21 protein-coding genes and 1 pseudogene are annotated in these 23,796 nt (G+C 73.8%); 15 read left to right on the plus strand and 7 right to left on the minus strand.

Annotation, left to right across the window (positions count from 1 at the left end; translation table 11 throughout):
• The 4 genes from ACFYPH_RS05805 to ACFYPH_RS05820 form a co-directional block, all read left to right on the plus strand.
• A partial coding sequence (locus tag ACFYPH_RS05805; RefSeq protein ID WP_387179385.1) for an IS5 family transposase occupies positions 1–529 on the plus strand: 529 nt, incomplete at its 5' end.
• 13 nt (positions 530–542) lie between these two features.
• Positions 543–1,151, plus strand: a complete 609-nt coding sequence (locus ACFYPH_RS05810; RefSeq protein ID WP_387179388.1) for a dTMP kinase — start codon at positions 543–545, stop codon at positions 1,149–1,151.
• A 60-nt stretch (positions 1,152–1,211) separates the two neighbouring features.
• The gene (locus ACFYPH_RS05815) at positions 1,212–2,453 is read left to right on the plus strand and encodes a DUF4147 domain-containing protein (protein WP_387179391.1); all 1,242 of its coding nucleotides are present in this window, start codon (positions 1,212–1,214) and stop codon (positions 2,451–2,453) included.
• A 101-nt stretch (positions 2,454–2,554) separates the two neighbouring features.
• A complete protein-coding gene (locus ACFYPH_RS05820) occupies positions 2,555–5,329 on the plus strand; it encodes an Hsp70 family protein (protein WP_387179394.1) in 2,775 nt (924 codons plus the stop codon).
• Between the two features lie 18 nt (positions 5,330–5,347).
• Here the strand turns inward: ACFYPH_RS05820 and ACFYPH_RS05825 are convergent, their stop codons facing one another.
• Entirely contained in the window at positions 5,348–5,779 is a 432-nt protein-coding gene (locus ACFYPH_RS05825; RefSeq protein WP_354856109.1) for a Rieske (2Fe-2S) protein, read from the minus strand.
• 188 nt (positions 5,780–5,967) lie between these two features.
• Between ACFYPH_RS05825 and ACFYPH_RS05830 the strand changes: the two genes are divergently transcribed.
• The gene (locus tag ACFYPH_RS05830; protein ID WP_387179397.1) at positions 5,968–6,540 is read left to right on the plus strand and encodes a nucleosidase; all 573 of its coding nucleotides are present in this window, start codon (positions 5,968–5,970) and stop codon (positions 6,538–6,540) included.
• 175 nt (positions 6,541–6,715) lie between these two features.
• Here ACFYPH_RS05830 and ACFYPH_RS05835 read toward each other — a convergent pair whose 3' ends face one another.
• Positions 6,716–7,648 (minus strand): low temperature requirement protein A, encoded by a 933-nt coding sequence (locus tag ACFYPH_RS05835; RefSeq protein WP_387179400.1) that lies wholly within the window; start codon positions 7,646–7,648, stop codon positions 6,716–6,718.
• A 53-nt stretch (positions 7,649–7,701) separates the two neighbouring features.
• Between ACFYPH_RS05835 and ACFYPH_RS05840 the strand changes: the two are divergent.
• The 4 genes and pseudogenes from ACFYPH_RS05840 to ACFYPH_RS05855 all read left to right on the plus strand — a co-directional run.
• Positions 7,702–8,244 (plus strand): annotated as a pseudogene (locus ACFYPH_RS05840) (S1 family peptidase); the annotation flags it as partial.
• Positions 8,245–8,339: 95 nt separating this feature from the next.
• Entirely contained in the window at positions 8,340–9,356 is a 1,017-nt protein-coding gene (locus ACFYPH_RS05845) for a sugar kinase (protein ID WP_387179403.1), read from the plus strand.
• A gap of 3 nt (positions 9,357–9,359) precedes the next feature.
• Positions 9,360–10,097, plus strand: coding sequence for an IclR family transcriptional regulator (locus ACFYPH_RS05850; RefSeq protein WP_387179406.1), 738 nt, complete (start codon positions 9,360–9,362; stop codon positions 10,095–10,097).
• Positions 10,094–10,702 carry a bifunctional 4-hydroxy-2-oxoglutarate aldolase/2-dehydro-3-deoxy-phosphogluconate aldolase gene (locus tag ACFYPH_RS05855; RefSeq protein ID WP_387179409.1) on the plus strand — a complete coding sequence of 203 codons (609 nt, stop codon included), beginning with the start codon at positions 10,094–10,096 and terminating at the stop codon, positions 10,700–10,702. Before ACFYPH_RS05850 ends, ACFYPH_RS05855 begins: the two co-directional genes overlap by 4 nt.
• A gap of 52 nt (positions 10,703–10,754) precedes the next feature.
• Here ACFYPH_RS05855 and ACFYPH_RS05860 read toward each other — a convergent pair whose 3' ends face one another.
• Genes ACFYPH_RS05860 through ACFYPH_RS05880 form a run of 5 tightly spaced genes read right to left on the minus strand, consistent with a single transcriptional unit; the run spans position 10,755 to position 16,292 of the window.
• On the minus strand, positions 10,755–11,312 hold the full coding sequence (locus ACFYPH_RS05860) for a GNAT family N-acetyltransferase (protein WP_387179412.1): 558 nt from the start codon (positions 11,310–11,312) through the stop codon (positions 10,755–10,757).
• Positions 11,302–13,356 (minus strand): penicillin acylase family protein, encoded by a 2,055-nt coding sequence (locus tag ACFYPH_RS05865; protein WP_387179415.1) that lies wholly within the window; start codon positions 13,354–13,356, stop codon positions 11,302–11,304. The genes ACFYPH_RS05860 and ACFYPH_RS05865 overlap by 11 nt, the downstream gene beginning before the upstream one ends.
• Positions 13,353–14,156 carry an ABC transporter ATP-binding protein gene (locus ACFYPH_RS05870; RefSeq protein WP_387179418.1) on the minus strand — a complete coding sequence of 268 codons (804 nt, stop codon included), beginning with the start codon at positions 14,154–14,156 and terminating at the stop codon, positions 13,353–13,355. The genes ACFYPH_RS05865 and ACFYPH_RS05870 overlap by 4 nt, the downstream gene beginning before the upstream one ends.
• 23 nt (positions 14,157–14,179) lie before the next feature.
• Entirely contained in the window at positions 14,180–15,208 is a 1,029-nt protein-coding gene (locus ACFYPH_RS05875) for a FecCD family ABC transporter permease (RefSeq protein WP_387179421.1), read from the minus strand.
• Between the two features lie 49 nt (positions 15,209–15,257).
• Entirely contained in the window at positions 15,258–16,292 is a 1,035-nt protein-coding gene (locus tag ACFYPH_RS05880) for an iron chelate uptake ABC transporter family permease subunit (protein ID WP_354856119.1), read from the minus strand.
• 145 nt (positions 16,293–16,437) lie between these two features.
• On the opposite strand from ACFYPH_RS05880, the gene ACFYPH_RS05885 reads away from it, so the two are divergent.
• From ACFYPH_RS05885 to ACFYPH_RS05910, 6 genes are all read left to right on the plus strand, one after another.
• Positions 16,438–17,472, plus strand: a complete 1,035-nt coding sequence (locus ACFYPH_RS05885; RefSeq protein WP_354856099.1) for an ABC transporter substrate-binding protein — start codon at positions 16,438–16,440, stop codon at positions 17,470–17,472.
• A gap of 4 nt (positions 17,473–17,476) precedes the next feature.
• Positions 17,477–18,334 (plus strand): siderophore-interacting protein, encoded by an 858-nt coding sequence (locus tag ACFYPH_RS05890; RefSeq protein WP_387179424.1) that lies wholly within the window; start codon positions 17,477–17,479, stop codon positions 18,332–18,334.
• A 96-nt stretch (positions 18,335–18,430) separates the two neighbouring features.
• Positions 18,431–20,008 carry a pyridoxal phosphate-dependent decarboxylase family protein gene (locus tag ACFYPH_RS05895; protein WP_387179427.1) on the plus strand — a complete coding sequence of 526 codons (1,578 nt, stop codon included), beginning with the start codon at positions 18,431–18,433 and terminating at the stop codon, positions 20,006–20,008.
• A gap of 26 nt (positions 20,009–20,034) precedes the next feature.
• Complete coding sequence (locus ACFYPH_RS05900; RefSeq protein WP_387179429.1) at positions 20,035–21,312, plus strand: lysine N(6)-hydroxylase/L-ornithine N(5)-oxygenase family protein; 1,278 nt, start codon at positions 20,035–20,037, stop codon at positions 21,310–21,312.
• Positions 21,309–21,929, plus strand: a complete 621-nt coding sequence (locus ACFYPH_RS05905) for a GNAT family N-acetyltransferase (RefSeq protein ID WP_387179432.1) — start codon at positions 21,309–21,311, stop codon at positions 21,927–21,929. Before ACFYPH_RS05900 ends, ACFYPH_RS05905 begins: the two co-directional genes overlap by 4 nt.
• A gap of 101 nt (positions 21,930–22,030) precedes the next feature.
• Positions 22,031–23,770: an IucA/IucC family protein gene (locus ACFYPH_RS05910; protein ID WP_387180510.1), complete on the plus strand. Its 1,740-nt coding sequence runs from the start codon at positions 22,031–22,033 to the stop codon at positions 23,768–23,770.
• Positions 23,771–23,796 lie beyond the last annotated feature (26 nt).

Here is a 23,796-nt window from a genome sequence, read left to right on the forward strand (position 1 = left end):
TGGTGGTGTGCAGGCCGAGCCGGCAGATCACGGGCTCGGCCGGTCGAGGGGCGGCTGGACCACCAAGACCCATCTGGCCTGCGAGCAGGGCCGCAAACTGATGGCCCTGGTGGTGACCGCCGGACAGCGCGGCGACAGCCCACAGTTCATCCCCGTGTTGGCCAAGGTCCGCATCCCCCGAGCCGGTGGCGGCCGGCCACGCACCCGCCCCGACATCGTGCTGGCCGACAAGGCGTACACGTCCAAGGCCAACCGCGCCCACCTGCGATCCCGGGGCATCCGCGCGTGCATCCCGAGCAAGGCCGACCAGGACGCGCACCGCAAAGCCAAAGGCTCCCAAGGCGGACGTCCGCCCGCCTTCGACCCCGACGTCTACCGCCTGCGCCACGCCGTGGAATGCGGCATCAACCAGCTCAAACAACACCGCGCCATGGCCACCAGATACGACAAACTCGCCGTACGCTACGAAGCCACCCTCACCATCGCCGCTATCAACCAATGGCTTCGTGCCCTACGAAACACGGCCTAGGAGGGTGCAGTCGGTGCTTGTCGCGATCGAGGGAATGACCAATGCCGGGAAGTCCACGACCTGCGGGGCCGTCGCCGCGCTCCTGCGTTCCGACGGAGTGCCCTGCGTCGAACTGAAGGATCTCGTGGTCAGAGATCCGATCTCGACGCGGCTGAAGTCGATCACCAACCCGGCCAAGCTCGCGGACGAGCTGGACGCCAACACCGAACTCATGCTGTATGCCGGGCACCTCAGCAGGAAGGCCCACCTCCTGAGCAGGGTCTCCGCCGACGCGCCGGACGCCATCGTCATCGCGGACCGTTGGTCGCTGTCCGTCTCCGCCTTCTTCGTTCACGTGCGGGGCCTGCCGCCGGAGGTCGTGGCAGGGGTCACCGCCTTTGCCAGCAGGGGAATCGACCCGGACGTGACGGTCTTCCTCGATGTCTCGTTGTCGACCACGCTCGAGCGGAGCGCACTCAGCCCGTTCAGCCGCAAGGACATCGGGCTGGAGTCCTACTGGACGGCGCTGCGGGCCGGATATCTCGACGGGCTGAAGGAGAGTCCGGGCAGAACAGAGGTCTTTTCCAGTGACCGCGAGGATCCCCGCACGCTCGCCCGCCGCATCGTGCGAGTCGTGCTCTAGGGACCTCAGACGATGACGCGGGGGCCTGTTGTGCGTTCGTTGCCAGAAGTCCAGACGTGCGTGTCGGTCGCGGCCGCCTGCCTGCCCGGTCTGCACGCGACGAAGCTGACCGCGACGGCGATAGATCGTGAGCCGTTCCTCCATCCCGGGGTGCGCTCGGTCCGGTCCGTCACCGTCGGGAAGGCCGCGCACGAGATGGCGTCGGCCATCGTCGCGGCCAGCGGCACCCGATTTCGAGGCGGAATCTGCGTGTCGAAGTCCGTGGGCACGCCGATCCCCGGCGTGACCCAACTGGTGGGAGACCATCCCTTCCCGCGCAGCAACAGCCTCACCGCCGGCATCCAACTCCGCTCGTTCCTGACGTCAGGCGCCTACGACCAGCGCGACGTGATCGTGTTCGGCATCTCGGGAGGAGCGTCGGCGCTGGCGGTCCTGCCGCTGCCACCGGTCACTCTCGAAGACCTCACCGAGGTCACCCGGATCCTCGTGCTCTCCGGGGTGGACGTGACCACCGTCAACATGGTCAGGCGGTCGGTGTCCGCCATTCACAACGGCGGGCTCCTGTCGTACTCACTGGGTGCCCGCTGCTGCTCGTACATACTGTGCGACAACGTTCAGGTGGGGCCGGCCGGCGTCGGCTCGGGCATGACGTACCCGTCCGTCACGGATGCCGACGCGGTCGTCGAGATCATGCAGAAGGCCGAGATCCCGAGCAGGTTGACGGCGAACTTCGTCGCCGCGATGGAGTTGCGCAGAAGCAGGTTCGCCGGTCACGCGGAATGCCGGAACACCATGGTCGGCGATCCGGGGCTCGCGGTGCGGCTCTGCGCCGAGGAGGCGGCGCGTCGCGGGTTTCGAACCGACATCATCGGTAGCGCCCTGCAGGGCAGTACGCAGGATGTGGCGGCGCTCTTCGCCCGCCGTCTGGATCTGGCGACCCGCGACGGCGGGCCACCACCCCGGGTCGTGCTGGGCGGCGGCGAAGCCACCGTCAACGTCCGTGGAGGCGGGCGGGGCGGCAGATGTCAGGAACTGGCCTGGCGGGTGGCACGGCACATCTCGGGCTCCCGCTCGACCTGCTTCGTCGCTCTGGCGACGGACGGCCAGGACTTCGTCGCCGAGGCGATGGGCGCGTGGGTCACCGGCGGGAGCTTCGGCCTGCTGAGCGACCTCGGCTACTCGTGGGAACGGGTCCTGGCCGACAACAACACCTACGAGCCGCTGGCGAGGATGGGGCAGATCATCGAGGCGGCGCTGACCGGCACCAACGTCTGTGACATCTACGCCCTGTTCCGCTGGTAGGCGCACTGCCCACCGAACCCGCACCGACTGATCGGTCCGGCGGCGCGGGCTGCGTACGATGCGGGGCTGGGTTTCCCTCGTCGCGGCGGAGGTATCGGCAGATGGCAGGCCAGCACGAGGGTTACGCCCTCGGTGTCGACCTCGGTACGTCCAACACGGTCGCCGTGCTGCGGTGGCCGGACGGGCGGACCCGTCCGCTGCTGATGGACGGTCAGCCGGTCAGCCCGTCCGCCGTGTACGCCGACCCGGACGGCACCCTGCACGTCGGGATGGACGCCCGGCGGTTGGCGCAGGCCGACCCGGCCCGGTTCGAGGCGAACCCGAAGCGCCGGGTGGACGAGCCGACCGTGCAGCTCGGTGACCGCGCGTACGCTCCGGCGGAGCTGCTCGCCGCGGTGCTGACGGCGGTCGGTCGGGCCGCGGTGGACGCCGTCGGCTTCCTGCCGCCGGCCGTGCTCACCTGCCCCGCGGCCTGGGACGACACGCGCCGGCAGGTGCTCGCCGACGCGCTGCTGCGGGCGGGCTGGCCGCAGGCGGCCGAGCACACCCTCGCCGGGCCGACGCCGCCGGGCACCCGGCTGCTGCGCGAGCCGGTGGCTGCCGCCCGCTACTACACGCAGGTGCTGCACCGGCCGGTGCCGGTCGGCGGTGCGATCGCGGTGTTCGACTTCGGCGGTGGAACGCTCGACGTCGCGGTGCTGCGCAACGAGGGCGCCGACCCGTGGGGTGACTCCGGCTTCCGCGTGGTCGCCGACGGTGGCCTGCCCGACCTGGGTGGTCTCGATCTGGACGCGGCGCTGGTGCAGCGGGTGGGCGAGCTGCTCGGCGAGCGGCACGCCCGGCGGTGGGCCCGGCTGGTCCGCCCGTCGGATCCGGCGCAGCGTCGCGACCAGGTCCGGCTGTGGGACGAGGTGCGCGGCGCGAAGGAGACGCTGTCGCGCTCGGCCGTGGCCCCGGTCGCGGTGCCGGGGGTGGCCGAGGCTGTGCGGTTGACGCGGGAGGACGTCGAGCGGGTGGCCGCGCCGCTGCTGCACCGGGCCGTGCAGCGGGCCCGGGAGGTCATCGCCACGGCCGGGCTCCGCCCCGACCAGCTCGCCGGGCTGTTCCTGGTGGGCGGCTCGTCGCGGATCCCGCTGGTCGCCCGGATGCTGCACGCCGAGCTGGGAGTGGCGCCGACGGTGCTGGACCAGCCGGAGCTGCCGGTGGCCGAGGGCGCGCTGACGGACCTTCCGCTGCGCCGAGCGCTGCCGGCGTACGCGGGACCGCAGGCCGCCCCGACCGCGCTGCCCGTACCGCCTCCGGCGGGCCCGCCGGCGCCGGCTCTCGCAGGCCCGTCCACGCCGGCTGCGGCGTCGACCGCGCCGACCGTACCGTCGCAACCCGGGCCGGCGGCGGCCCGACCGGGCGGCCCGGGATGGCCGCCAGCGCTCGCGCCGACCGTGCCGGAGCCGGCGGGCGTCGCGGGCACGCTGGTCGGCGCGGCGGGCGCCACGCCGACGCCCACCCCGCCCGGCGGTACGACCTGGCGGCGGGCCCGTTGGGTGGTGCTCGGCGCGGTGCTCGCCCTGGCCGGGGTGGCCACCGCGGCGACGCTCTACCTGCTGCGGGACCGCTACCCGGACCTGGAGTTCGGATCGCTGGGCGAGCTGTCGAGGCTGCCGGCCGGCGCCGAACGGCCCAGCGGCATGTGGACCGCGGTGCTCGGCGACCGGGCCTACCTCGGGTACCCGCTGCCGGACGACCGGCTGGAGGTGGTCGCCGTCGACACCGGCACCGGCGACGAGCTGTGGCGACGGCAGACCGGCGTCACCGCCGACGACTGGGCCGGCCTGGTCGCCGTACCGGGGGCGGTCGCGGTCCTCGCCGACGCGCCGGGCGAGAGCACACCGCGTGAACTGGCCGTCCTGGACGGCCGCTCCGGCGCCCAGCGCTGGCACCGGGCGGTCCGCGGCGACGACGACGTCTACTTCTCCGACGACACCGCCGTGCTGGTGGACCGGGCCGCCGGGCGGCTGGTCGGCCTGCGGCTGGGCGACGGCACCGACAAGTGGAGCAAGCCCAACCCGCGTGACCAGTACGGCGGCGCGCGTACCGTCGTCCGGCCGGTGGGCACCGACGAGGCGGCGGGTGGGCCGGCGTACCTCGACGGCGGCGCCCGCGACCCGTGGACGGGCAAGGGGCGACGACTCGTGCAGGTCGGGGCGGACCGCTCGGCGCGGCTGCTCGACATGTCCTCCGGGTCGGTGCTGCGCGAGTGGGGCAACGTCGCCGACCTCGACGACCTGGTGGTGGCGCACGAGGACCGCCTCTACGTGGCCCCCACCGACGGCGGGTACCAGGTGCTGGCGTACGACCTGGGTTCCGACGCGGCGCCGGTGGTCCTCTACCGGGCCGAGAACGCGGAGTACCGACCGAAGGCGCTGGTGGCCTGCGGCGAGCGGCGGGCCTGCCTGGTGCAGGTGCGCAACAGCGACGCCGAGCGCACCGAGGTGGTGGCGGCGACCGAGGGGAAGTCGGCGATCTCCTGGTCGGCGCCGGGCGCGACCGGTCTGGTGCCGGTCGGCGAGCAGGTGCTCATCCAACGGGAGTACCCGAAGGCGACCGTCACCCTCTTCGACGCCACCGGCAAGGTGGTGCTGGCCGATCGCCCCGGCGTGGCGGCCCGACTGGACGCCGGCAACCTGCTCGTCTTCGCCGAGCCGACCAGCACGGTGGCGGACAACCGCAGCGTGGCCGGCGTGTGGGCCGAGTCGGGCGCCGTCGACGAGTTGGGCCAGCTCGTCGACGTCCGCAGCGCGTCCTGCTCGTGGAACACCCGGGTGATCGCGTGCGGCGCGGACAAGGATTTCGTGGTGTACCGGTTCACCGACGCCTGACCGCCGGCCGGGCAGCGGTCAGGCGCGGACGATGTCGGTGCCGTCGACCCGCACGGGGATCTCGGTGAGCCCCCGGCTGGCGGGCCCGCCCAGGCGGGCGCCGTCGCCGATCGCGAACGTGGAGTTGTGCGCCGGGCAGGTGATCACTCCGTCGCGCGGTGCGCCGACCCGTACGCCCTGGTGGGGGCAGGTCGCGTCGTACGCGGTGAAGGTGCCGGCCTCGGCCTGGACGACCAGGACCCCGTCGACCACCGTGCCGCCGCCGACCGGCACGTCGCCGGTGCGGGCCAGCACGGTGCCGGGGGTGGCGGCCGCCTGGTCGGCGGAGCTGTCGCCGCCACCGCAGGCGCTCAGCAGCCCCGCCGCGCCGAGGGCGCCGGCTCCGGTCAGCAGCGTCCGCCTGCTCAGGCACCACCGCTTGTCGCGGAGGAACTCCTGTCCGTCGTACACCCTCGTCACCTCTTTCGTCGACGGCCCGGACCCCCGGCGGCGTCGCCGGTGATCGGCGGCTGTGTGCCCGGGGGGCCCGATGCTCGCGGGACCAGCCTGCCGCACGTGCCTGGACGTGCGGTGAGACGAACCTGGATGGTGACTGGGTGCACAGCGGGCCGGTCGACGGCGGCCCTTAGGATGCTGCGGTGATTCTTCGGGGTACGGTCCGCGCCGATCGTCCGCTGGTGGTGCTCGCCGTCGGGGAGGAGGCCCGCTACCTGCCGCCCGGCCTGCCGGTGCTGCTCACCGGCATGGGCAAGGTCAACGCCGCCAGCGCGGTCGCGGCGGTGCTGGCCGCCGGGCCGCGCCCCAGCCTGCTGCTCAACCTCGGCACGGCCGGGGCGCTGCGCCCCGGGTGGGCGGGCATCCACGAGGTCGCCACCGTGCTCCAACACGACCTGGACACGGCCCTGCTGCGCACGCTCACCGGCGAGACCTACGGGGCGCCGCTGGCCTTGGCCGCCGAGGGGGCGGTGCTGGCCACCGGCGACACGTTCGTGGCCGACGACGACGCGCGGGACCGGTTGGCCCAGCGCGCCGACCTGGTCGACATGGAGGGGTACGCGGTGGCGTGGGCCGCCGCCCAGGCCGGTGTGCCCTGCCGGTTGATCAAGCAGGTCAGCGACGAGGCGGGCGACGGCGCTGCCCGGACGTGGCGGGAGTCGGTGGACGCCTGCGCCCGGGACCTCGCCGACTGGGCCGGTCGGCACCTCGCCTGACCGTCGACTGTCATCCGGCGGGCCCTCGTGGTTGGAGCCCTCGGGTGGTTTCCTGGTTGCCGTGGTGGGGGACCAGGACGTGCCCGGCCAGCGTGAGGGCCACGACCGCGGTGACCAGCACCGGTGGCCAGCCCCCGGCCGAGCACGAACACCAGCGGCCCGCCGATGATCAGCATCAGCCACCGCACCGGGGTCGGTCCGGTCGGTCGCTCCACGACCAGGTCGAAGGAGGCCGCCGTGACGGCCACGCCGACCAGCAGCACCAGATGGCTGTACGGGCGATCCGGGTGGACCTGCCGGGCACCGACGCGGCCGCGGTCTCGAGCAACTCGCCGGCTCGGTAGACGTAGATCTGCCAGAGCAGCAGCATGATGGCGAACGCGCAGAGCAGGGCGGTGACTCGGAGGCGGTCGAATTCGCTGCGACTGACTTCCAGGGTGGGCACCAGGATGATGTCGCCGAGGGCCAGGATGACGAACTGCTGGTACCGCTCGCCCAGGTGCGCCGTGGTCCGGTCGTACTGGTCGAGCGGCACCCGCCCGAGCCGGGGTGTGGGGTAACGCGCCGCCGCGGAGAGCAGGTCGATCACGATCGCGATGATCCAGATCCACCACCGCGCGGTGTCGGCCAGCGCGCCGATGATCCAGAGGACGCCGGAGACCAGGAACCAGAACAGGAACCGGGTGGCTCGCGCCATGGCCGCGTGGTGCTGCTGCCGGTACAACGTGCTGACCAGGACGATGCCACGCACCACGTGGGTGCCGACGTAGGCGAGCGCGAAGGCCGTGGCCTGCCCTCTGGTGACCATCGGCAGTGACGCCGCCATCCCCACCGACCCGACCATGGCGGCCATCAGGATGGCCTGGATGGGGCGCTGCTGCGGGTCGTAGAACTCGGTCGTGGTGGTGGTGACCGACCAGGTCCACCAGATCGCCGTCAGCATCAGCAACACCGCCGCGCTGCGGGCCCAGGATTCCTGGTCGGCGAGGAGCTTCGAGGTCTGCGCGAGCGCGGCCACGAAGACCACGTCGAAGAGCAGCTCCAGCAGGGTGGCCCGGGTCGACCCGTCCAGCCGGCGTACCAGCGCCCCGGTGCCTCCGGTGGTCATGCCCGGCCTCCCGCCGTTTCTCCCGAGGATTATCGGCGGCGTCGGCGCGGGCCGGCGGTACGCGCTGCTCGCTCGGCGCGAACGCGCGCAGCGGCAGCACCTACTACGTGATCACGGCCGGCCACTGCACCGCCGCCGCCGCCACCTGGTACGCCGACAGCGCGCAGACCACCGCCCTCGGCACCCGCACCGCCACCAGCTATCCCGGCGACGACTACGGGCTGATCCGCTACACCGGCCGGATCGCGCACCCGAGCGCCGTCTACACCTACCCCGGGCTGCTCACCATCAACGGCCCCGGCAACGCGTACGTCGGGCAGGCGGTCTGCCGCAGCGGCGTCACGACCGGCGTCCGCTGCGGCACCGTCACCGGTCTCAACCAGACCGTCAACTACGCCACCGGCGTGATCTACGGCCTGATTCGCACCAACATCTGTGCCGAGCCGGGGGACAGCGGCGGACCGCTGTACGTGGCGTCCACCGGCACCATCATCGGCATCCTCTCCGGAGGCAGCGGCAACTGCACCTCCGGCGGCACGACCTACTACCAGCCGATCGCCGAGGTGCTGGCCGCGTACGGACTGACCCTGCCCTGACCTCCGTTGCGCTGAGCGCAACAGGTTGCTCGTCTGGCACAACGCGCCTAGGCTCGGCGACGCCCCGGACCCCCTCCCCGAGGACGTGTGCCGCCATGTCGAGCAAGCCCCGACCCGACCACACGGCCGCCCCGGCCGGCTCCCCGCCGGCCGAGGTGGTCACGGTGGGGGAGACCATGGTCGTGCTGTGCCCACCGCCGGGCGAGCCGCTGGAGCACGCCGAGCAGGTCGCCGTCTCGGTCGGCGGCGCGGAGTCCAACGTGGCCGGTTACCTGGCCCGCCTCGACCACCGGGCGACCTGGGTGAGCCGGGTCGGCGACGACCCCTTCGGCCGGGCAGTCGTCCGGCACGTCGCCGACGCCGGCGTCCGCGTCGACCTGGTGGGTGTGGACCCGGCCGCCCCGACCGGCCTCTACCTCAAGGATCCGGGCCCGACGGCCACCGCCGTGCACTACTACCGGGCGGGCTCGGCCGCGTCCCGGATGGACCCCGGAGCGTTGGCCGACCCACGGCTGGCCGGCGCGCGGGTGCTGCACCTGTCCGGGATCACCCCGGCGCTCTCCGCCTCCTGCCGGGCGCTGGTCGAGCACGCGGTGACCGACCGGCCGCTGCCGGGCGCGCTGGTCAGCTTCGACGTCAACCACCGGGCGCGGCTCTGGCCCGCCGAGCGGGCCGCGCCGGTGCTGCGTGACCTCGCCGACCGCAGCGACCTGGTCTTCGTCGGGCAGGACGAGGCGTACGCCCTCTGGGGCACCGCCGACGCGGCGGCGGTACGCCGGCTGCTGCCCGGCCCGCGGACAGTGGTCGTCAAGGACGGCGCGGTGTGCGCCACCGCCCTGTGCCGCGACGCCGCACCGGTCGTCGTCCCGGCGCCCCGCGTGTCGGTGGTGGAGCCGGTCGGCGCCGGTGACGCGTTCGCCGCCGGCTACCTGGCCGGGCTGCTGCGCGACCTCGACCCGACGCGGCGCCTGCGCCTCGGCCACCTCGTCGCCGCGCAGGCGCTGGGCAGCCCCGGCGACAACGCGCCGCTGCCACCGTGGTCCTGGTTTCAGCGGCTGCTCGACGGCCCCTGGTCACCACCCGACCTGACCGTCGTACGAGCGGAGGGCTGAGGGGTGTCCGAGGGCGTCGACCGGGCGATGCGCGTGCTGGAACTGCTGGCACGCGAGCCCGCGCAGCTCGGTGGTGTGGCCGCCGACCTGGGCGTGCACAAGTCCACCGCGCTGCGACTGTTGCAGACCCTCGAGTCGGGTGGCTTCGCCCGCCGCACCGACGGCGGCTGGACGGTGGGCCTGCGACTGATCGACCTCGCCCAGCAGGCACTGGACTCCCTGGACGTGCGCGCGGTGGCCCGTCCACACCTGGCGGCGCTCGGCCGCGACTGCGGGCACACCATCCACCTGGCACAGTTGGTCGACGACGACCTCGTCTACGTGGACAAGATCGAGGCCCGTGGTCAGGTGCGGATGTACTCCCGGATCGGCCGCACCGCGCCGCTGCACGCCAGCGGGGTCGGCAAGGTGGTCCTCGCGTACCGCCCGCAGCTGACCCGGCTGGTCGAGGGCGCCGCGCTGCGGGCGTACACCCCGGCCACCATCTGCGACCCGGCCGCGCTGCGCGCGGAGCTGGCGGCCGTCGCCGAGCGGGGCTGGGCGGCCGACGACGGCGAGTTCGAGCCGCTGATCACCTGTGTGGCCGCGCCGGTGCGCCACGCCGACGGGTCGGTCAGCGCGGCGGTGTCGGTGACCGCTCCGACGGTGGTGGCCACCCTCGCCGACCTGCGCTTCCTGCTACCCCGTCTGCTGGCCACCACCCAGCAGATCTCCCGTGACCTCGGATGGAGTGGACCATGACCACAGCGGACTTCGAGCACATCTTCGGCGGCGCCCGGGTGATGGCGATCCTGCGCGGCCTGCCGGTCGCCGAGACCGTCCGGCTCGCCGAGCGCGCCTGGGACCTCGGCATCGTCGTGGTGGAGGTGCCGGTGGCCACCCCCGACGCGGTGCCCGCCCTGCGCGCCGCAGTCGAGGCGGGCGCGGCGCGGGACCGGATCGTCGGCGCCGGCACCGTGCTCGATGCCGATCAGGTCGCGGCGGCGGCCGACGCGGGCGCCGCCTTCACCGTCGCGCCCGGTCTGGACCTCGCGATCGCCGACGCCGCCGCCGCGCGCGGCCTGCCGCACCTGCCCGGCGTGGCCACTCCCACCGAGGCGCAGCAGGCGCTGCGGCACGGCCTGACCTGGCTCAAGGCGTTCCCCGCGATCTCCCTCGGGCCGGCCTGGTTCCGGGCCATGGCCGGCCCCCTGCCGCAGCTGCGCTTCGTCGCCACGGGCGGCCTGGACGCGGGCAACGCCGCCGCGTTCCTCGACGCGGGCGTACGGGTGGCAGCCGTCGGCTCAGCCCTCTCCGACCCCACCCAGCTGGACCAACTGGCCAAGCTGACAAACCACCCACGCTGACGCGCCCCCGGGGAGGGGTTCCGGCGGCCGGCGCGTCGCGGGCTCGACCGGCTCAGCCGGTGCCCTCGGGCCGGTCGAGGAAGTGCAGCCGCGCCTGCTTCTCCGGCAGCTCGATCAACGGACCGGCCCGGAACCCGCTGCGCCGCAGCCGCCGCAGCATCCGGTCGTTGCGGACGTCCGGCTCCATCACGACCCGCAGCCGCCCCGGGTCGGCGAAGACGAACTCCAGGATCGCGCCGAACAGCGCGCCGGTGAAACCCCGCTCGGCGCTCACCGGGGGCCCGATGAGCAGGTGGACGCCGATGTCGCCGGGGCGCACCTCGTAGCACTCGCCGACCGGATCGGCCCCCGGCTCGTACGTCTGCACCAGCGCCGCCGGTACGCCATCGCGGTGTGCCAGGTACGCGTGGTGCGTGGTCAGCGAATCCAGGTACGCGTAGATCTCGTGCACCCGCTCGCGGCTGGCCTCGCGCATCCCCCAGAACCGGGCCCGCTCGGTCGTGACCCAGCCGTGCAGCAGGTCGGCGTCCTCGTCCGGGCGCACCGGGCGGATGGTGACCACCCCGAACCCGGTGACGTCGCGCCGGTAGTGCTGACCGTCAGTGCTCATCGGGCTCCTCGGTGAGGTGGTGCCAGTCCGTGGTCACCGGCAGCAGCTCGCCGGCCAGCCACGCGGGCTGCTGGTCGTCGTGGTGCGGGTCGCCGGGCACGCCGCTGGCGCCCAGCGGGACCACCCACCGGCTGTCCTGGCGGCGGGCCAGGTCCCAGACGAACCGCGCGGCCGGCCCCCGGAAGCACCCGTGAGTGACCCCGGGCACGCTGGAGGTGGCCAGCACACAGTCGTGGTCGCCGTCGAGCCGGGGACCGGGCGCGGCGTCCGGGTCAGGCAGCGCCCGCCAGGCCGCCAACCGGTGCAGGTCACCCCAGCGCACCGGGCCGGCCGCCGCACCGGCGACCTCCTCCGCCGCCGCGCGTACCACCGCCGCCGCGGCGACGCCGGGCAGCGACCTGCCGCCGAGCAGGTGCTCCAGCGCGTAGCCGACCCGCGGCGTCAGCGCCAACCAGGGCGCGAACACCTCGGGGTACGCGGGCGGCTCGGCCAGCGCGGCCAGGGCCGGATGGGCGGCGATCCGGCGGACGACAGCGGCCCGCAGGACGGCGAAGTCCGCCGCGTCGGTGCTGTCGGCGCTCATCCGGCGGTCCCAGCGCAGCAGCCGGTCGCGCAGCGCGGCGGCGGCGGGGCCGAGCCCGGTCAGCCCGTCGAGCACCGCCAGCAGCGGCCCGGCCGAGCCGAGGCGCGTGTCGGTGTGCACGGCGGCCATCTGCTCGGCCGTCCAGTCCCGGCCGGCGTCGAGCAGCTCGGTGATCCGCCGCGCCCGGTGCGGTGGGGCGAACTCGACGCCGAGCGGCGCCGCCAGCCCCCGCTCGTTGGCCATCACCGCCCGGCCGGTCACCTCGGCGCGGGGCATCGACGCGTGCCAGCCGCGCCAGGCGTACGCGGCGTCTGAGGCCGGGACCACCCGGCGGCCGTTGTCCGGATGCCGCAGCGGCACCACCCCGGCGACCCGGTGCAGCAGCCCGCCGGCGGTGTCCGCCGCCTGCACCACGTTGACCGGCTCCACCCAGTGCCGCAGAGCCTCGTCCACATCGGACACGCCACGGGCGCGCAGCAGCTCCGGTAGCGCCGCGAAGCCCAGCTCGCCGCGGACCCGGGGCGGGTAGCGCAGGCTCACCGCCGTCTCGTCGTCCGGCCCGCCGGCGATCACCGGCCCCCGCTCGGTCTCCACCACCTCCACCCGGACCGGGTCCGCGCCGGCCACCTCGATCGTCTCGACGTGGACGTGCGCCTCGCGCCAGCCGTCCGGGCCGAGCGCCCGCACCCCGGTGCCGTGCCGGCGCAGCCGCTCGGCGTAGACGTCCTGGTAGTCGGCCATCGCGTTGGTGATCGCCCACGCCACCGTCCCGGTGTGGCCGAAGTGCGCGATGCCCGGCACACCGGGCACGGCCAGGCCGACCACGTCGTACTCCGGGCAGGCCAGCCGGATCTGCTGGTAGACGCCCGGGTCCTCCAGAAACCGGTGCGGGTCGCCGGCGAGCAGCGCGGCGCCGGTGGCGGTGCGGGAACCGGCGAGCAGCCACCCGTTGCTGCCGGCGACGGCCGGCCCGTCGGTGGCGAACACCTCGACCGCCGCCGGGCCGAGGCACTGTGCGACGTGCTCGCGCCAGAGCTTGCCCGGGAACCCCGCGAACAGGATGTGGTGCCCCAGCCACACCGCGAGCGGCGTCCACGGCTCCCACCGGCCCGGCGTCAGCCCGACGGCGGCGAACTCCGGTGACCGGGCCGCCCCGGCGGCGAGGCCGGCGTTCACCCCGTCCACGTACGCGCCCACCCACTCGGCGGTCGCCTCGTCCAGGTTGGCGTGGCAACGACGGGCGGTGTCGTCCAGCCGTACCTGGCGGGCGAAGCGGTCCCAGGCGAGCGCGTCGACGCCGAGAAACGCCGCGCTGGTGCCCGCCGACCGGTGCCGTTCCACCTCGATCTGCCACGCCCGGTCGTACGCGGTCACCCGACCCTGCGCCGCCGCGAGGGCCAGCGGGTCGTCGGCGCGTACGTGCGGCACGCCCCACGGGTCGCGGAAGCGCCGCGCGCTCATGCCGGCTCGGTCGCGCGCCGGCGGGCGGCGGGGACGACCAGCGGGGTGCCCGTCTCCGGGTCGTCGATGACCCGGCAGGGCAGCCCGAACACGTCGGCGACCAGATCGGCGGTGACCACCTCGCGGGGGTCGCCGGCGGCCACCACCTTCCCGTCGCGCATCGCGATGAGATGGGTGGCGTACCGGGCGGCGTGGTTGAGGTCGTGCAGCACCGCGACCAGCGTGCGGCCCTGCTCCTCGTGCAGCCGGGCGCACAGGTCCAGGATGTCGATCTGGTGGGCGATGTCGAGGTACGTGGTCGGCTCGTCGAGCAGCAGCAACGGCGTCTGCTGGGCCAGCGCCATGGCGATCCAGACGCGCTGGCGCTGGCCGCCGGACAGCTCGTCCACCGGCCGGTCGGCGAGGTCGGCGACCCCGGTGGCGGCCATCGACTCGTCGACGATCCGCTCGTCCTCGCGGGACCACTGCCGCAGCAGACCCTGGTGGGGGTAGCGACCCCGGGCGACCAGTTCGGCGACGCCGATCCCGTCCGGCGCGATCGACGACTGCGGCAGCAGGCCGAGGGTGCGGGCCACCGTGCGGGCGGGCAGGTCGTGGATGTCCCGACCGTCCAGCAGCACCGCGCCGGCGCTCGGGCGCAGCATCCGCGACAGCGCGCGCAGCAGGGTCGACTTGCCGCACGCGTTCGGCCCGATGATCACCGTGAACGACCGGTCGGGCACCGCCACGGTCAGGTCCTCGGAGATGATGCGCCGGTCGTAGGCGAGGGTCAGCGCGGTGCCGCCGAGGCGGGACGTCATGAGGGCTCCTTCGGAAGGGGTGTTCACAGCCGGCCCGCCCGGCGTTCGACGGCCAACAGCCAGACCAGGTAGCCGCCGCCGAGCACTCCGGTCACCACGCCGACCGGAAGCTGGTGCCCGGTGAACGCGCGCTGGGCCAGCAGGTCGGCGCCGACCAGCAGGGCCGAGCCGAGGGCCATCGACGGCAGCAGGTTCGGGCCGGGCGCCCGGGTCAGCCGCTTGGCCACGTGCGGCGCGACGAGCGCCACGAACGACACCGGGCCGGCGGCGGCCGCCGCGAACGAGACCAGCAGCACGGCCGCGGCGAGCAGCACCAGGCGCAGCCGGCGGACCGGCACGCCGAGCGCGTTGGCCGTGTCGTCGCCCAGCTCCATCATCCGCAGCGCCGGGGCGCAGACGACGAGCAGCAGCGGCGCCAGCACGGCGGTGACGGCGAGCAGCGGCCCGGCGTTGGCCCAGCCCCGCCCGTCCAGGCTGCCGGTGAGCCAGAGCACCGCGCGGGCGGCGTCCATCAGCGGCGCCCGGGTCAGCAGGTAGCCGTTGACGCCGGTGAGGATCGCGGCGACGCCGATGCCGACCAGGACGAGCCGGTAGCCGTGCACGCCACGCCGCCAGGCGAGCGCGTAGATCAGCAGGCCGGTGGCGAGCCCGCCGACGACCGCGGCGCCGGCCAGGGCCAGGCTGCCGCCGCCCAGGACGACCACCACCAGCGCGCCGGTCGACGCGCCCTGGGTGAAGCCGAGGATGTCCGGGCTGCCCAGCGGGTTGCGGACCAGCGACTGGAACACCGTGCCGCCCAGCGCCAGCGCGGCGCCGACCAGCAGGGCGGTGACCAGTCGGGGCAGTCGCAGCTCGGTCACGATGAACTGCTCCGCCACGCTGCCGCCGCCGGTCAGGGTGCGCAGCACGTCGGCCGGGCCCATCGGGTAGTCGCCGCTGCCCATCGCGACCAGACCGAGGCCGGCGGCGAGCACCGCCGCGCCGAGGCCGACGGCCAGGGCGCGGGGGCGGAACCGCACCGACAACCCACCGGGGGTACGCAGAACCGTCACGTCACCGCTCCGCTTCGCTCCGCGCTGGCGCACCTGCTGGTTCGTTCGTTCACGGGTGCGCCACCCGCCCCCGGGTGACCAGCCAGAGGAAGAGGGGGCCGCCCAGCACGGCGGTGACCATGCCGACCTGGAGTTCACCGGGCCGGCCGAGCACCCGGCCCAGCACGTCGGCGCCGAGCAGCAGCACCGGCGCGAGCACCGCGCAGTACGGCAGCAGCCAGCGCAGGTCGGGCCCGGTCAGCGCGCGTACCAGGTGGGGCACCAGCAGGCCGACGAAGACGATCGGACCGCAGGCCGCGGTCGCCGCGCCGCAGAGCAGGGTGACCGCGACGATCACGGCGGCGCGGATCAGGGCCGGTCGGGCGCCCAGGGCCCGGGCCGCGTCGTCGCCGAGCGCGAGAGCGTTCAGCGGACGGGCGGCGCCGAGCGCGACCAGCAGGCCCACCAGGATGAACGGCGCCACCCGGGTCACTGTCGCGGAGTCCGCGCTGGCCAGCGAGCCGACCGTCCAGAACCGCAGCCGGTCCAGCGAGGCGGTGTCCAGCAGCATGACCGCGCTCACGAACGAGTACAGGGTGGCGTTGAGCGCCGCGCCGGCCAGCGCGAGGCGGGCCGGGGTGGCGCCGCGTCCGCCGCCCACGGCGTAGACCAGCGCGGTGACCAGCGCGGCGCCGAGCAGCGCGAACCAGACGTACCCGCCGATGGCGGTGACACCCAGGAAGGCGGCGGCGGTGGCCACGGCGGCGGACGCGCCCGCGTTGATGCCGAGCAGCCCGGGGTCGGCGAGGGGGTTGCGGGTGAGGGCCTGCATCACGGCGCCGGCCACTCCGAGCGCCGTGCCGGCGAGCAGCCCGAGCAGGGTGCGGGGCAGGCGCATCCGGTGCACCACCGCGTACTCGGCGGCGTCGCGGTGCAGCAGCCCGGACCAGACGTCGGCGAGCGGCAACGACTTCGCGCCGACCGCGATGCTGAGCACCAGGATCACGCCGAGCAGCGTCACCGCGCCGAGCAGGCCGACGGCGCGGGCCGCCCGGTGTCGCTGCGGGGGAGGGGCCGTCGACCCGGCCGGCACGGAGGGTGCCAGCGTGGTGACGGTGGGTGTGGCGTCCAGTGTGGGCTCCGGGGGTGTGGCGACACGGCGAACCGCTGTTGACAACGACCGAGGTTAGGCTAACCTAACTCCGCTGTCCCGGTCGACCCCGACCTTCCCCTGATCGAAAGACGACACCATGCCCGATGCACTGTCCGCCCGTCGCCTCTCTCGTCGTGGCCTGCTGGCCGCTGGCGGCGCCGCCACGCTGGCCGCGCTGCTCGCCGGATGCGGCAAGGACGATGCCGCCAAGCCCGCTGGCAGCGGAAATGCCGGTGGCCCCTGGTCGTTCACCGACGACCGCAACAAGAAGATCGAGGCGGCGGCCCGCCCGGCGCGCGTGGTGGCCTTCACCGGAGTGGCGGCAGCACTGGTCGATTTCGGTCTCGACAAGCAGCTCGTCGGCGTGTTCGGGGAGACCAAGCGCGCCGACGGCACGGCCGACCCGCAGGCGGGCGACCTGAACGTCGAGGGCGTCGAGATCCTCGGCAACGTGTGGGGCGAGTTCAGCCTGGAGAAGTACGCGGCCCTGCGCCCCGAACTGCTCGTCACCCACATGTACGACCCGGACGCCCTCTGGTACGTGCCGGACGAGAGCAAGGACAAGATCCTGCCGCTCGCGCCCAGCGTGGCGATCACCACCGCCCGGGTGCCGATGACCAAGCCCATCGAGCGGTACGCCGCGCTGGCCCAGTCGCTGGGCGCGGACCTCTCGGCCAAGAAGGTCACCGACGCGAAGACCCGCTTCGACGCCGCCGCCGACGCCGTCCGCCAGGCCGTCAAGGCCAACCCGGGCATCAAGGTGATGGCCTGCTCCGGCAGCCCCGACCTGTTCTACGTCTCCAACCCCAAGGTCAGCACCGACCTCATGTACTTCGCCGAGCTGGGCGTCGACATCGTGGTGCCCACCAAGCTCGAGGCCGGCGACTACTTCGAGGCGCTCAGCTGGGAGAACGCCGGCAAGTTCCCCGCCGACCTGATCCTGCTGGACAACCGCAGCACCGCCCTGCAGCCCAAGGACCTCACCGCCAAGCCGACCTGGCAGCAGCTGCCCGCCGTGCGGGCCAACCAGGTGACCCCGTGGGACGCGGTGCCCCGCTTCTCGTACGCCGGCGCCGCGCCGCTGCTGGAGAACCTCGCCACCGCCATCCGGAACGCGAAGAAGGTCAGCTGACGCCATGAGCACCAGCACCCGCGAACCCGTCGCCCTGCAGTACCGCTTCTTCGCCGCGCACGTCCTGCGGGCCCGGCGGGTCGGCGCCTCGCTGATCCGGGTCACCTTCGGCGGCGCGGAGCTGACCGACTTCGCCGGCGGCGGCCGGGACCAGAGCGTCTCGCTGTTCCTGCCGCACCCCGGGCAGGACGCCCCGGTCGTCCCGGTCGAGCGGGGCGAGGACTGGTTCGGCGCCTGGCGGGCCCTTGCGCCGGACGTCCGCGCGGTCATGCGCTCGTACACCATCCGGGCGCACCGCCAGGCGGCCGGCGAGGTGGACATCGACTTCGTCGGCCACGGGGGCACCGGTCCCGCCTCGCGGTGGGCCAGCCTGGCGGGGCTCGGCGACCGGGTGCTGCTGCTCGGCCCGGCGGTGTACGACAACCGCAGCGTCTGCTTCCGCCCGCCGGACGACACCGACCTCGTGGTGCTGGCCGCCGACGAGACCGCGCTGCCGGCCACCGCCGGAATCCTGGCCTGGCTGCCCGCCGGCACCCGGGTCCGCGCCTGGATCGAGGTCCCGGACGCCGCGGACATCACCGAGCTGCCCACCGAGGCCGCCGCGGAGATCCGCTGGATCGTGCGCGGCAGCACCACACCCGGCAGTGACCTGCTGGTCAGCGCGCTCCGCGCCGCCCGGCTGCCCGCCGGTAACCCGTACGCCTGGATCGCCGGCGAGTCCGGCGTGGTGCGGGCGCTGCGCCGGCACCTGGTCGGCGAGCGCGGCTTCGACCGTCGACGGGTGACCTTCGCCGGCTACTGGCGGCGTGGGCTCTCCGAGGAGGACCTGCGCGCCGCGGCGCTGGCCGGCGCCACCGCCTGAGTAGCGACCCACCACGCCCGCAGCACGGCCCCCGGCGCGCGGACGCGCCGGGGGAGGGTTCCGGCTGCCCATCGTCGAGAACGTGGAGGACCTCCCGTGACCGTGCCGACGTACCCCGTCGAGACCGACCCGCCCGTGCCGACCGGCGCGCAGGCCGCTCCACCACCGGTGTCGACAAGCGCGTTGCCCGCGGCGCGGGCGCAGCTGCTGCACGGCGGCTCGGTCGAGCAGTACCGGCGGGCGATCGCCGACGGTGTCGACCGGGTCGCCCGCCGGGTCGCCACGGTGGACCGGCCCGCCACCGGCGTCGCTCCGGCCGAGCTGGCCCCCCTCGTGAACACCGTCGACCTGGACCGGCCCCTGGGCGACGCCGGCGCGGCCCTGGACGAGCTGGAGGACGTCTACCTGCGCGACGCCGTCTGGTTCCACCACCCCCGCTACCTGGCGCACCTCAACTGCCCGGTGGTCATCCCGGCGCTGCTCGGCGAGGCGGTGCTGAGCGCGGTGAACTCCTCTCTGGACACCTGGGACCAGAGCGCCGGCGCCACGCTCATCGAGCGTCGACTGATCGACTGGACCGCCGCCCGGCTCGGCCTCGGCCCGGACGCCGACGGCGTGTTCACCAGCGGGGGCAGCCAGTCCAACCTCCAGGCGCTGCTGCTGGCCCGGGAGGAGGCGTGTGCCGCGGCGACCACCCCGGCGGCCCGCATGGAGCTGCTGCCCCGGCTGCGCGTGCTCACGTCCGCCGCCGGGCACTTCAGCGTGCAGAAGTCCGCCAAGCTCCTCGGCCTCGCCCCGGACGCGGTGATCGCGGTGCCCACCGACGCACAGCGGCGGATCCGGCCCGCCGCCGTCCGCGACGAGATCACCCGGTGCCGGCAGGCCGGACTGGTCGTGATGGCGGTCGTCGGCACCGCCGGCACCACGGACTTCGGCTCCATCGACCCGCTCGCGGAGCTGGCCGGGATCTGCGCGGCGGCGGGCGTCTGGCTGCACGTCGACGCCGCGTACGGCTGCGGGCTGCTCGTCTCGCCGACGCGCCGGCACCTGCTCGACGGCATCGAGCGGGCCGACTCGGTGACCGTCGACTACCACAAGTCGTTCTTCCAGCCGGTCAGCTCCAGCGCCCTGCTGGTCCGCGACCGGCGGGCACTGCGGCACGCCACGTACCACGCCGACTACCTCAACCCGGCGCGGATGGTGCAGCAGCAGATCCCCAACCAGGTCGACAAGAGCCTGCAGACCACCCGCCGGTTCGACGCGCTGAAGCTCTGGCTGACCCTGCGGGTGATGGGCCCGGACGCGCTCGGCGCGCTCTTCGACGAGGTGGTCGACCGGGCGGCCGAGGCCTGGCAGCTCGTCAGTGAGGACCCGCGTTTCGAGGTGGTGACCCGCTCGCAGTTGAGCACCGTGGTCTTCCGCTACCTGCCCACCGGCCCGGGTCGCGAGCTGGCCGACGCCGCCAACCTGTACGCCCGGGAGGCGCTGGCCGCCTCCGGCCTCGCCGTGGTCGCCGGCACCCGGGTGGACGGCCGGCACTTCCTCAAGTTCACGCTGCTCAACCCCGCCACGACCGGCGACGACGTCGGCCACGTGCTCGAACTGATCGCCGGCCACGCCGGCCGGTACGTGCGCGACAACACCGCCGCCGACCTGACCTGCCCCGTCGGCTGACCCCGAATCCGCGCCTGGAGAAGAAGATGTCCACCCACGACTTCGTCGCCATCGGGCTCGGCCCGTACAACCTGGGTCTGGCCTGCCTCACCGCGCCGATCGACGAGCTGGACGGGGTGTTCCTGGAGGCCCGGCCGAGCCTCGCCTGGCACCCCGGCATGCTGCTGGAGTCGGCCCGGTTGCAGACCCCGTTCATCGCCGACCTGGTGAGCCTCGCCGACCCGACCTCGCCGTACTCGTTCCTCAACTACCTCAAGAAGATCGGCCGGCTCTACCCGTTCTACATCCGGGAGAGCTTCTACCCGCTGCGCAGCGAGTACGACGCGTACTGCCGGTGGGCGGCGGCGAAGCTGCCGAACCTGCGCTTCGGCCAGACGGTGACCACAGTGGAGTACGACAGCGCCGACGAGCGGTACGTGGTCCGGGCCACCACCGGCGGGTCCGAGAGCGTCACCTACCGGGCCCGGCACCTGGTGCTCGGCACCGGCACTCCGCCGCACCTGCCGGCAGCCGTCGCCGGGCTGAGCGGGGACGCCGTGCACAACTCGCGCTACCTGGAGCACCGGGACGCGCTGCGCACCAAGCGCAGCATCACGGTGGTGGGCAGCGGGCAGAGCGCCGCCGAGATCTACCACGATCTGCTCGGCGACCTCGACCGGTACGGCTACCAGCTGAACTGGGTCACCCGCTCGCCCCGGTTCTTCCCGCTCGAATACACCAAGCTGACGCTGGAGATGACCTCACCGGACTACGTGGACTACTTCCACGCGCTGCCCGAGGCGACCCGCTACCGGCTGGAGGCCGAGCAGAAGGGACTGTTCAAGGGAATCAACGCCGACCTGATCAACGACATCTTCGACCTGCTCTACGCGCACAGCGTCGACGGGCCGGCGCGCACCCGGCTGCTGACCAACACCGAGCTGGTCGACGCCGCGCACCGCGACGGGGAGTACACGCTCGGGTTGCGGCACGTGGAGCAGGAGCGGGACTTCACCCTGCGCACCGAGGGACTCGTGCTGGCCACTGGCTACCACTACCGGGTGCCGGAGTTCCTGGCCCCGGTGCGCGAACGGATCCGCTGGGACGCGCACGGCCGCTTCGACGTGGCCCGCAACTACAGCATCGACCACAGCGGGCGGGGCATCTTCCTGCAGAACGCGGGCACCCACACGCACAGCATCACCTCGCCGGATCTGGGCATGGGCGCGTACCGCAACTCCTGGATCATCCGTGAGCTGCTCGGCCGGGAGCACTACCCGATCGAGAAGAGCATCACCTTCCAGGAGTTCGGGGTGATCTCGTGAGCGTGGTCTTCACCCGCGTCGACGACCGGCTCGGCGCGTTCGCCCTGCGTACCCTCGATCCGGAGGCCGACGCCCCGCTGCTGCACGGCTGGGTGACCCACCCTAAGGCGGCGTTCTGGCTGATGCAGGACGCCGACGAGGCCCAGGTGATCGAGGAGTACCGGCGCATCGCCGCGCACCCGCACCACGACGCGTACCTCGGCCTGTGGCGGGGGAGTCCGGCGTTCCTGGCCGAGCGTTACGACCCGGCCAACGTCGAACTGGTCGGCCTCTACGACCACCAGCCCGGTGACGTGGGCATGCACTTCCTCTGCGCGCCCGCAGGCAACCCCGTGCACGGCTTCACCCGCGCGGTGATCCGTACCGTCATGGCGTGGCTCTTCGCCGACCCGGCGACCCGGCGGGTGGTGGTCGAGCCGGACGTGCGCAACACCGCCGTGCACGCGCTGAACGCCGCAGTCGGCTTCGAGGTCGTCGGCCCGATCGCCAAGCCGGAGAAGGACGCGCTGCTCAGCGTCTGCACCCGCGCCCAGTTCGAGGCCGCCGCCGAGCACGCCGGACACACCGCCGCCGCCGAGTCCGCTGCCGCCACCCGACCCGAAGGAGCCCCGGCGTGACCACCACCGCCGTCCCCACCCCGCCGACCGTCGCCGGCCAGGCCGCCCCCGGCGACCCGGTCGCGCACCTCACCCCGCAGCGCTGGGCGCGGGCCAACCGGATGCTGGTCTGCAAGGCGCTCGCCGAGTTCACCCACGAACGGCTGCTCACCCCGGCGCCCGTGCCCGGCCCCGACGACCGGCAGTGGTACGAGGTCCGCAGCGACGACGGCGCCGTCACGTACCGGTTCGTCGCCCGGGTGCTCGCCCTGGCCCACTGGCAGGTCGACGCCGACAGCATCACCCGGCACCGGGACGGCGTCGCGCTGCCGCCGGACGCCGTGGACCTGATCGTCGAGCTGCGCGGCACCCTCGGGCTGTCCGCGCGGGTGCTCCCGGTCTACCTGGAGGAGATCACCTCCACCCTCGCCGGTACCGCGTACAAGCTGGCCCAGTCCCTGCCGAGCGCCGCCGAGCTGGCCGGGGCGGACTTCCAGACCATCGAGACGTCGATGACCGAGGGCCACCCCTGCTTCGTGGCCAACAACGGCCGGCTCGGCTTCGGCGTCGACGAGTACCACCGCTACGCCCCCGAGGCCGCCACGCCCGTACGCCTGGAGTGGCTGGCCGCGCACCGGGACCACTCGACGTTCAGCAGCGCCACCGACCTGGACTACGACACGCTCATCTCCGGCGAGCTGGACGCCGAGACCCGGGCCCGTTTCGCCGCCACGATGGCCGACCTCGGCCTGGACCTCGCCGACTACCACCTCATCCCGGCGCACCCGTGGCAGTGGTGGAACAAGCTGGCCGTGACGTTCGCGGGGGAGCTGGCCCAGCGTCGGCTGGTGCACCTGGGTCCCGGGCCGGACTCGTACCTCGCGCAGCAGTCCATCCGGACCTTCTTCAACGTCACCGAGCCGGGCCGGCACTACGTCAAGACCGCTCTGTCGGTGCTGAACATGGGCTTCATGCGGGGGCTGTCGGCCGCGTACATGGCCGCGACCCCGGCCATCAACGACTGGCTGGCCGACCTGATCGCCGGCGACGAGGTGTTGACCGGCACCGGGCTGACCGTCATCCGGGAGCGGGCCGCGGTCGGCTACCGGCACCGGCAGTACGAGGCGGCCACCGAGCGCACCTCCCCGTACCGCAAGATGCTGGCCGCGCTGTGGCGGGAGAGCCCGGTGCCCGGCCTGGCCCCGGGGCAGCGACTGTCCACGATGGCCGCGCTGCTGCACGTCGACGACGACGGCGGCTCACTGGCGGCGGCCCTGATCGACCGGTCCGGCCTGGCGCCCGAGGTGTGGCTGCGCCGCTATCTGGACGCCTACCTGACCCCGCTGCTGCACAGCTTCTACGCCCACGACCTGGCCTTCATGCCGCACGGCGAGAACGTCATCCTGGTCCTCGACGAGCACGACACCGTCCAGCGGGTGATCTTCAAGGACATCGCCGAGGAGATCGCGGTGCTGAGCGCCGACGCCGAGTTGCCGGCGGAGGTGCAGCGGATCCGGGTCGAGGTGCCCGACGACACCAAGCTGCTGACCATCTTCACCGACGTGGTCGACTGCTTCCTGCGCCACCTCAACGCGGTGCTCGTCGAGGCCGACGTGCTCACCGAGGACGCCTTCTGGGGCACGGTCGCGGCCTGCGCCGCCGACTACTTCGAGCGGGTGCCGCACCTGGCCGAGCGGGTCCGCCACTACGACCTGTTCGCCCCCGAGTTCGCGCTGTCCTGCCTCAACCGCCTCCAGTTGCGCGACAACCAGCAGATGATCGACCTGGCCGACCCGTCGGCCGCCCTGCAGTTCGTCGGCACCCTCACCAATCCGCTGGCCGCCCACGCTCCGGCCCGCTGACGCCGTCCGCGTCCCGGCAGGCTCCG

Source organism: Micromonospora sp. NPDC005252 (assembly GCF_042872475.1).
Taxonomy (GTDB): Bacteria; Actinomycetota; Actinomycetes; order Mycobacteriales; family Micromonosporaceae; genus Micromonospora.

What these genes read in the sequence shown, in the direction of transcription:
- ACFYPH_RS05820 (WP_387179394.1), top strand. Translation starts at nt 2,555, where the DNA reads ATGGCAGGCCAGCACGAGGGTTACGCCCTCGGTGTCGACCTCGGTACG.
- ACFYPH_RS05835 (WP_387179400.1), bottom strand. Translation starts at nt 7,648, where the DNA reads ATGACCACCGGAGGCACCGGGGCGCTGGTACGCCGGCTGGACGGGTCG.
- ACFYPH_RS05845 (WP_387179403.1), top strand. Translation starts at nt 8,340, where the DNA reads ATGTCGAGCAAGCCCCGACCCGACCACACGGCCGCCCCGGCCGGCTCC.
- ACFYPH_RS05855 (WP_387179409.1), top strand. Translation starts at nt 10,094, where the DNA reads ATGACCACAGCGGACTTCGAGCACATCTTCGGCGGCGCCCGGGTGATG.
- ACFYPH_RS05860 (WP_387179412.1), bottom strand. Translation starts at nt 11,312, where the DNA reads ATGAGCACTGACGGTCAGCACTACCGGCGCGACGTCACCGGGTTCGGG.
- ACFYPH_RS05865 (WP_387179415.1), bottom strand. Translation starts at nt 13,356, where the DNA reads ATGAGCGCGCGGCGCTTCCGCGACCCGTGGGGCGTGCCGCACGTACGC.
- ACFYPH_RS05870 (WP_387179418.1), bottom strand. Translation starts at nt 14,156, where the DNA reads ATGACGTCCCGCCTCGGCGGCACCGCGCTGACCCTCGCCTACGACCGG.
- ACFYPH_RS05885 (WP_354856099.1), top strand. Translation starts at nt 16,438, where the DNA reads ATGCCCGATGCACTGTCCGCCCGTCGCCTCTCTCGTCGTGGCCTGCTG.
- ACFYPH_RS05890 (WP_387179424.1), top strand. Translation starts at nt 17,477, where the DNA reads ATGAGCACCAGCACCCGCGAACCCGTCGCCCTGCAGTACCGCTTCTTC.
- ACFYPH_RS05900 (WP_387179429.1), top strand. Translation starts at nt 20,035, where the DNA reads ATGTCCACCCACGACTTCGTCGCCATCGGGCTCGGCCCGTACAACCTG.
- ACFYPH_RS05910 (WP_387180510.1), top strand. Translation starts at nt 22,031, where the DNA reads ATGCTGGTCTGCAAGGCGCTCGCCGAGTTCACCCACGAACGGCTGCTC.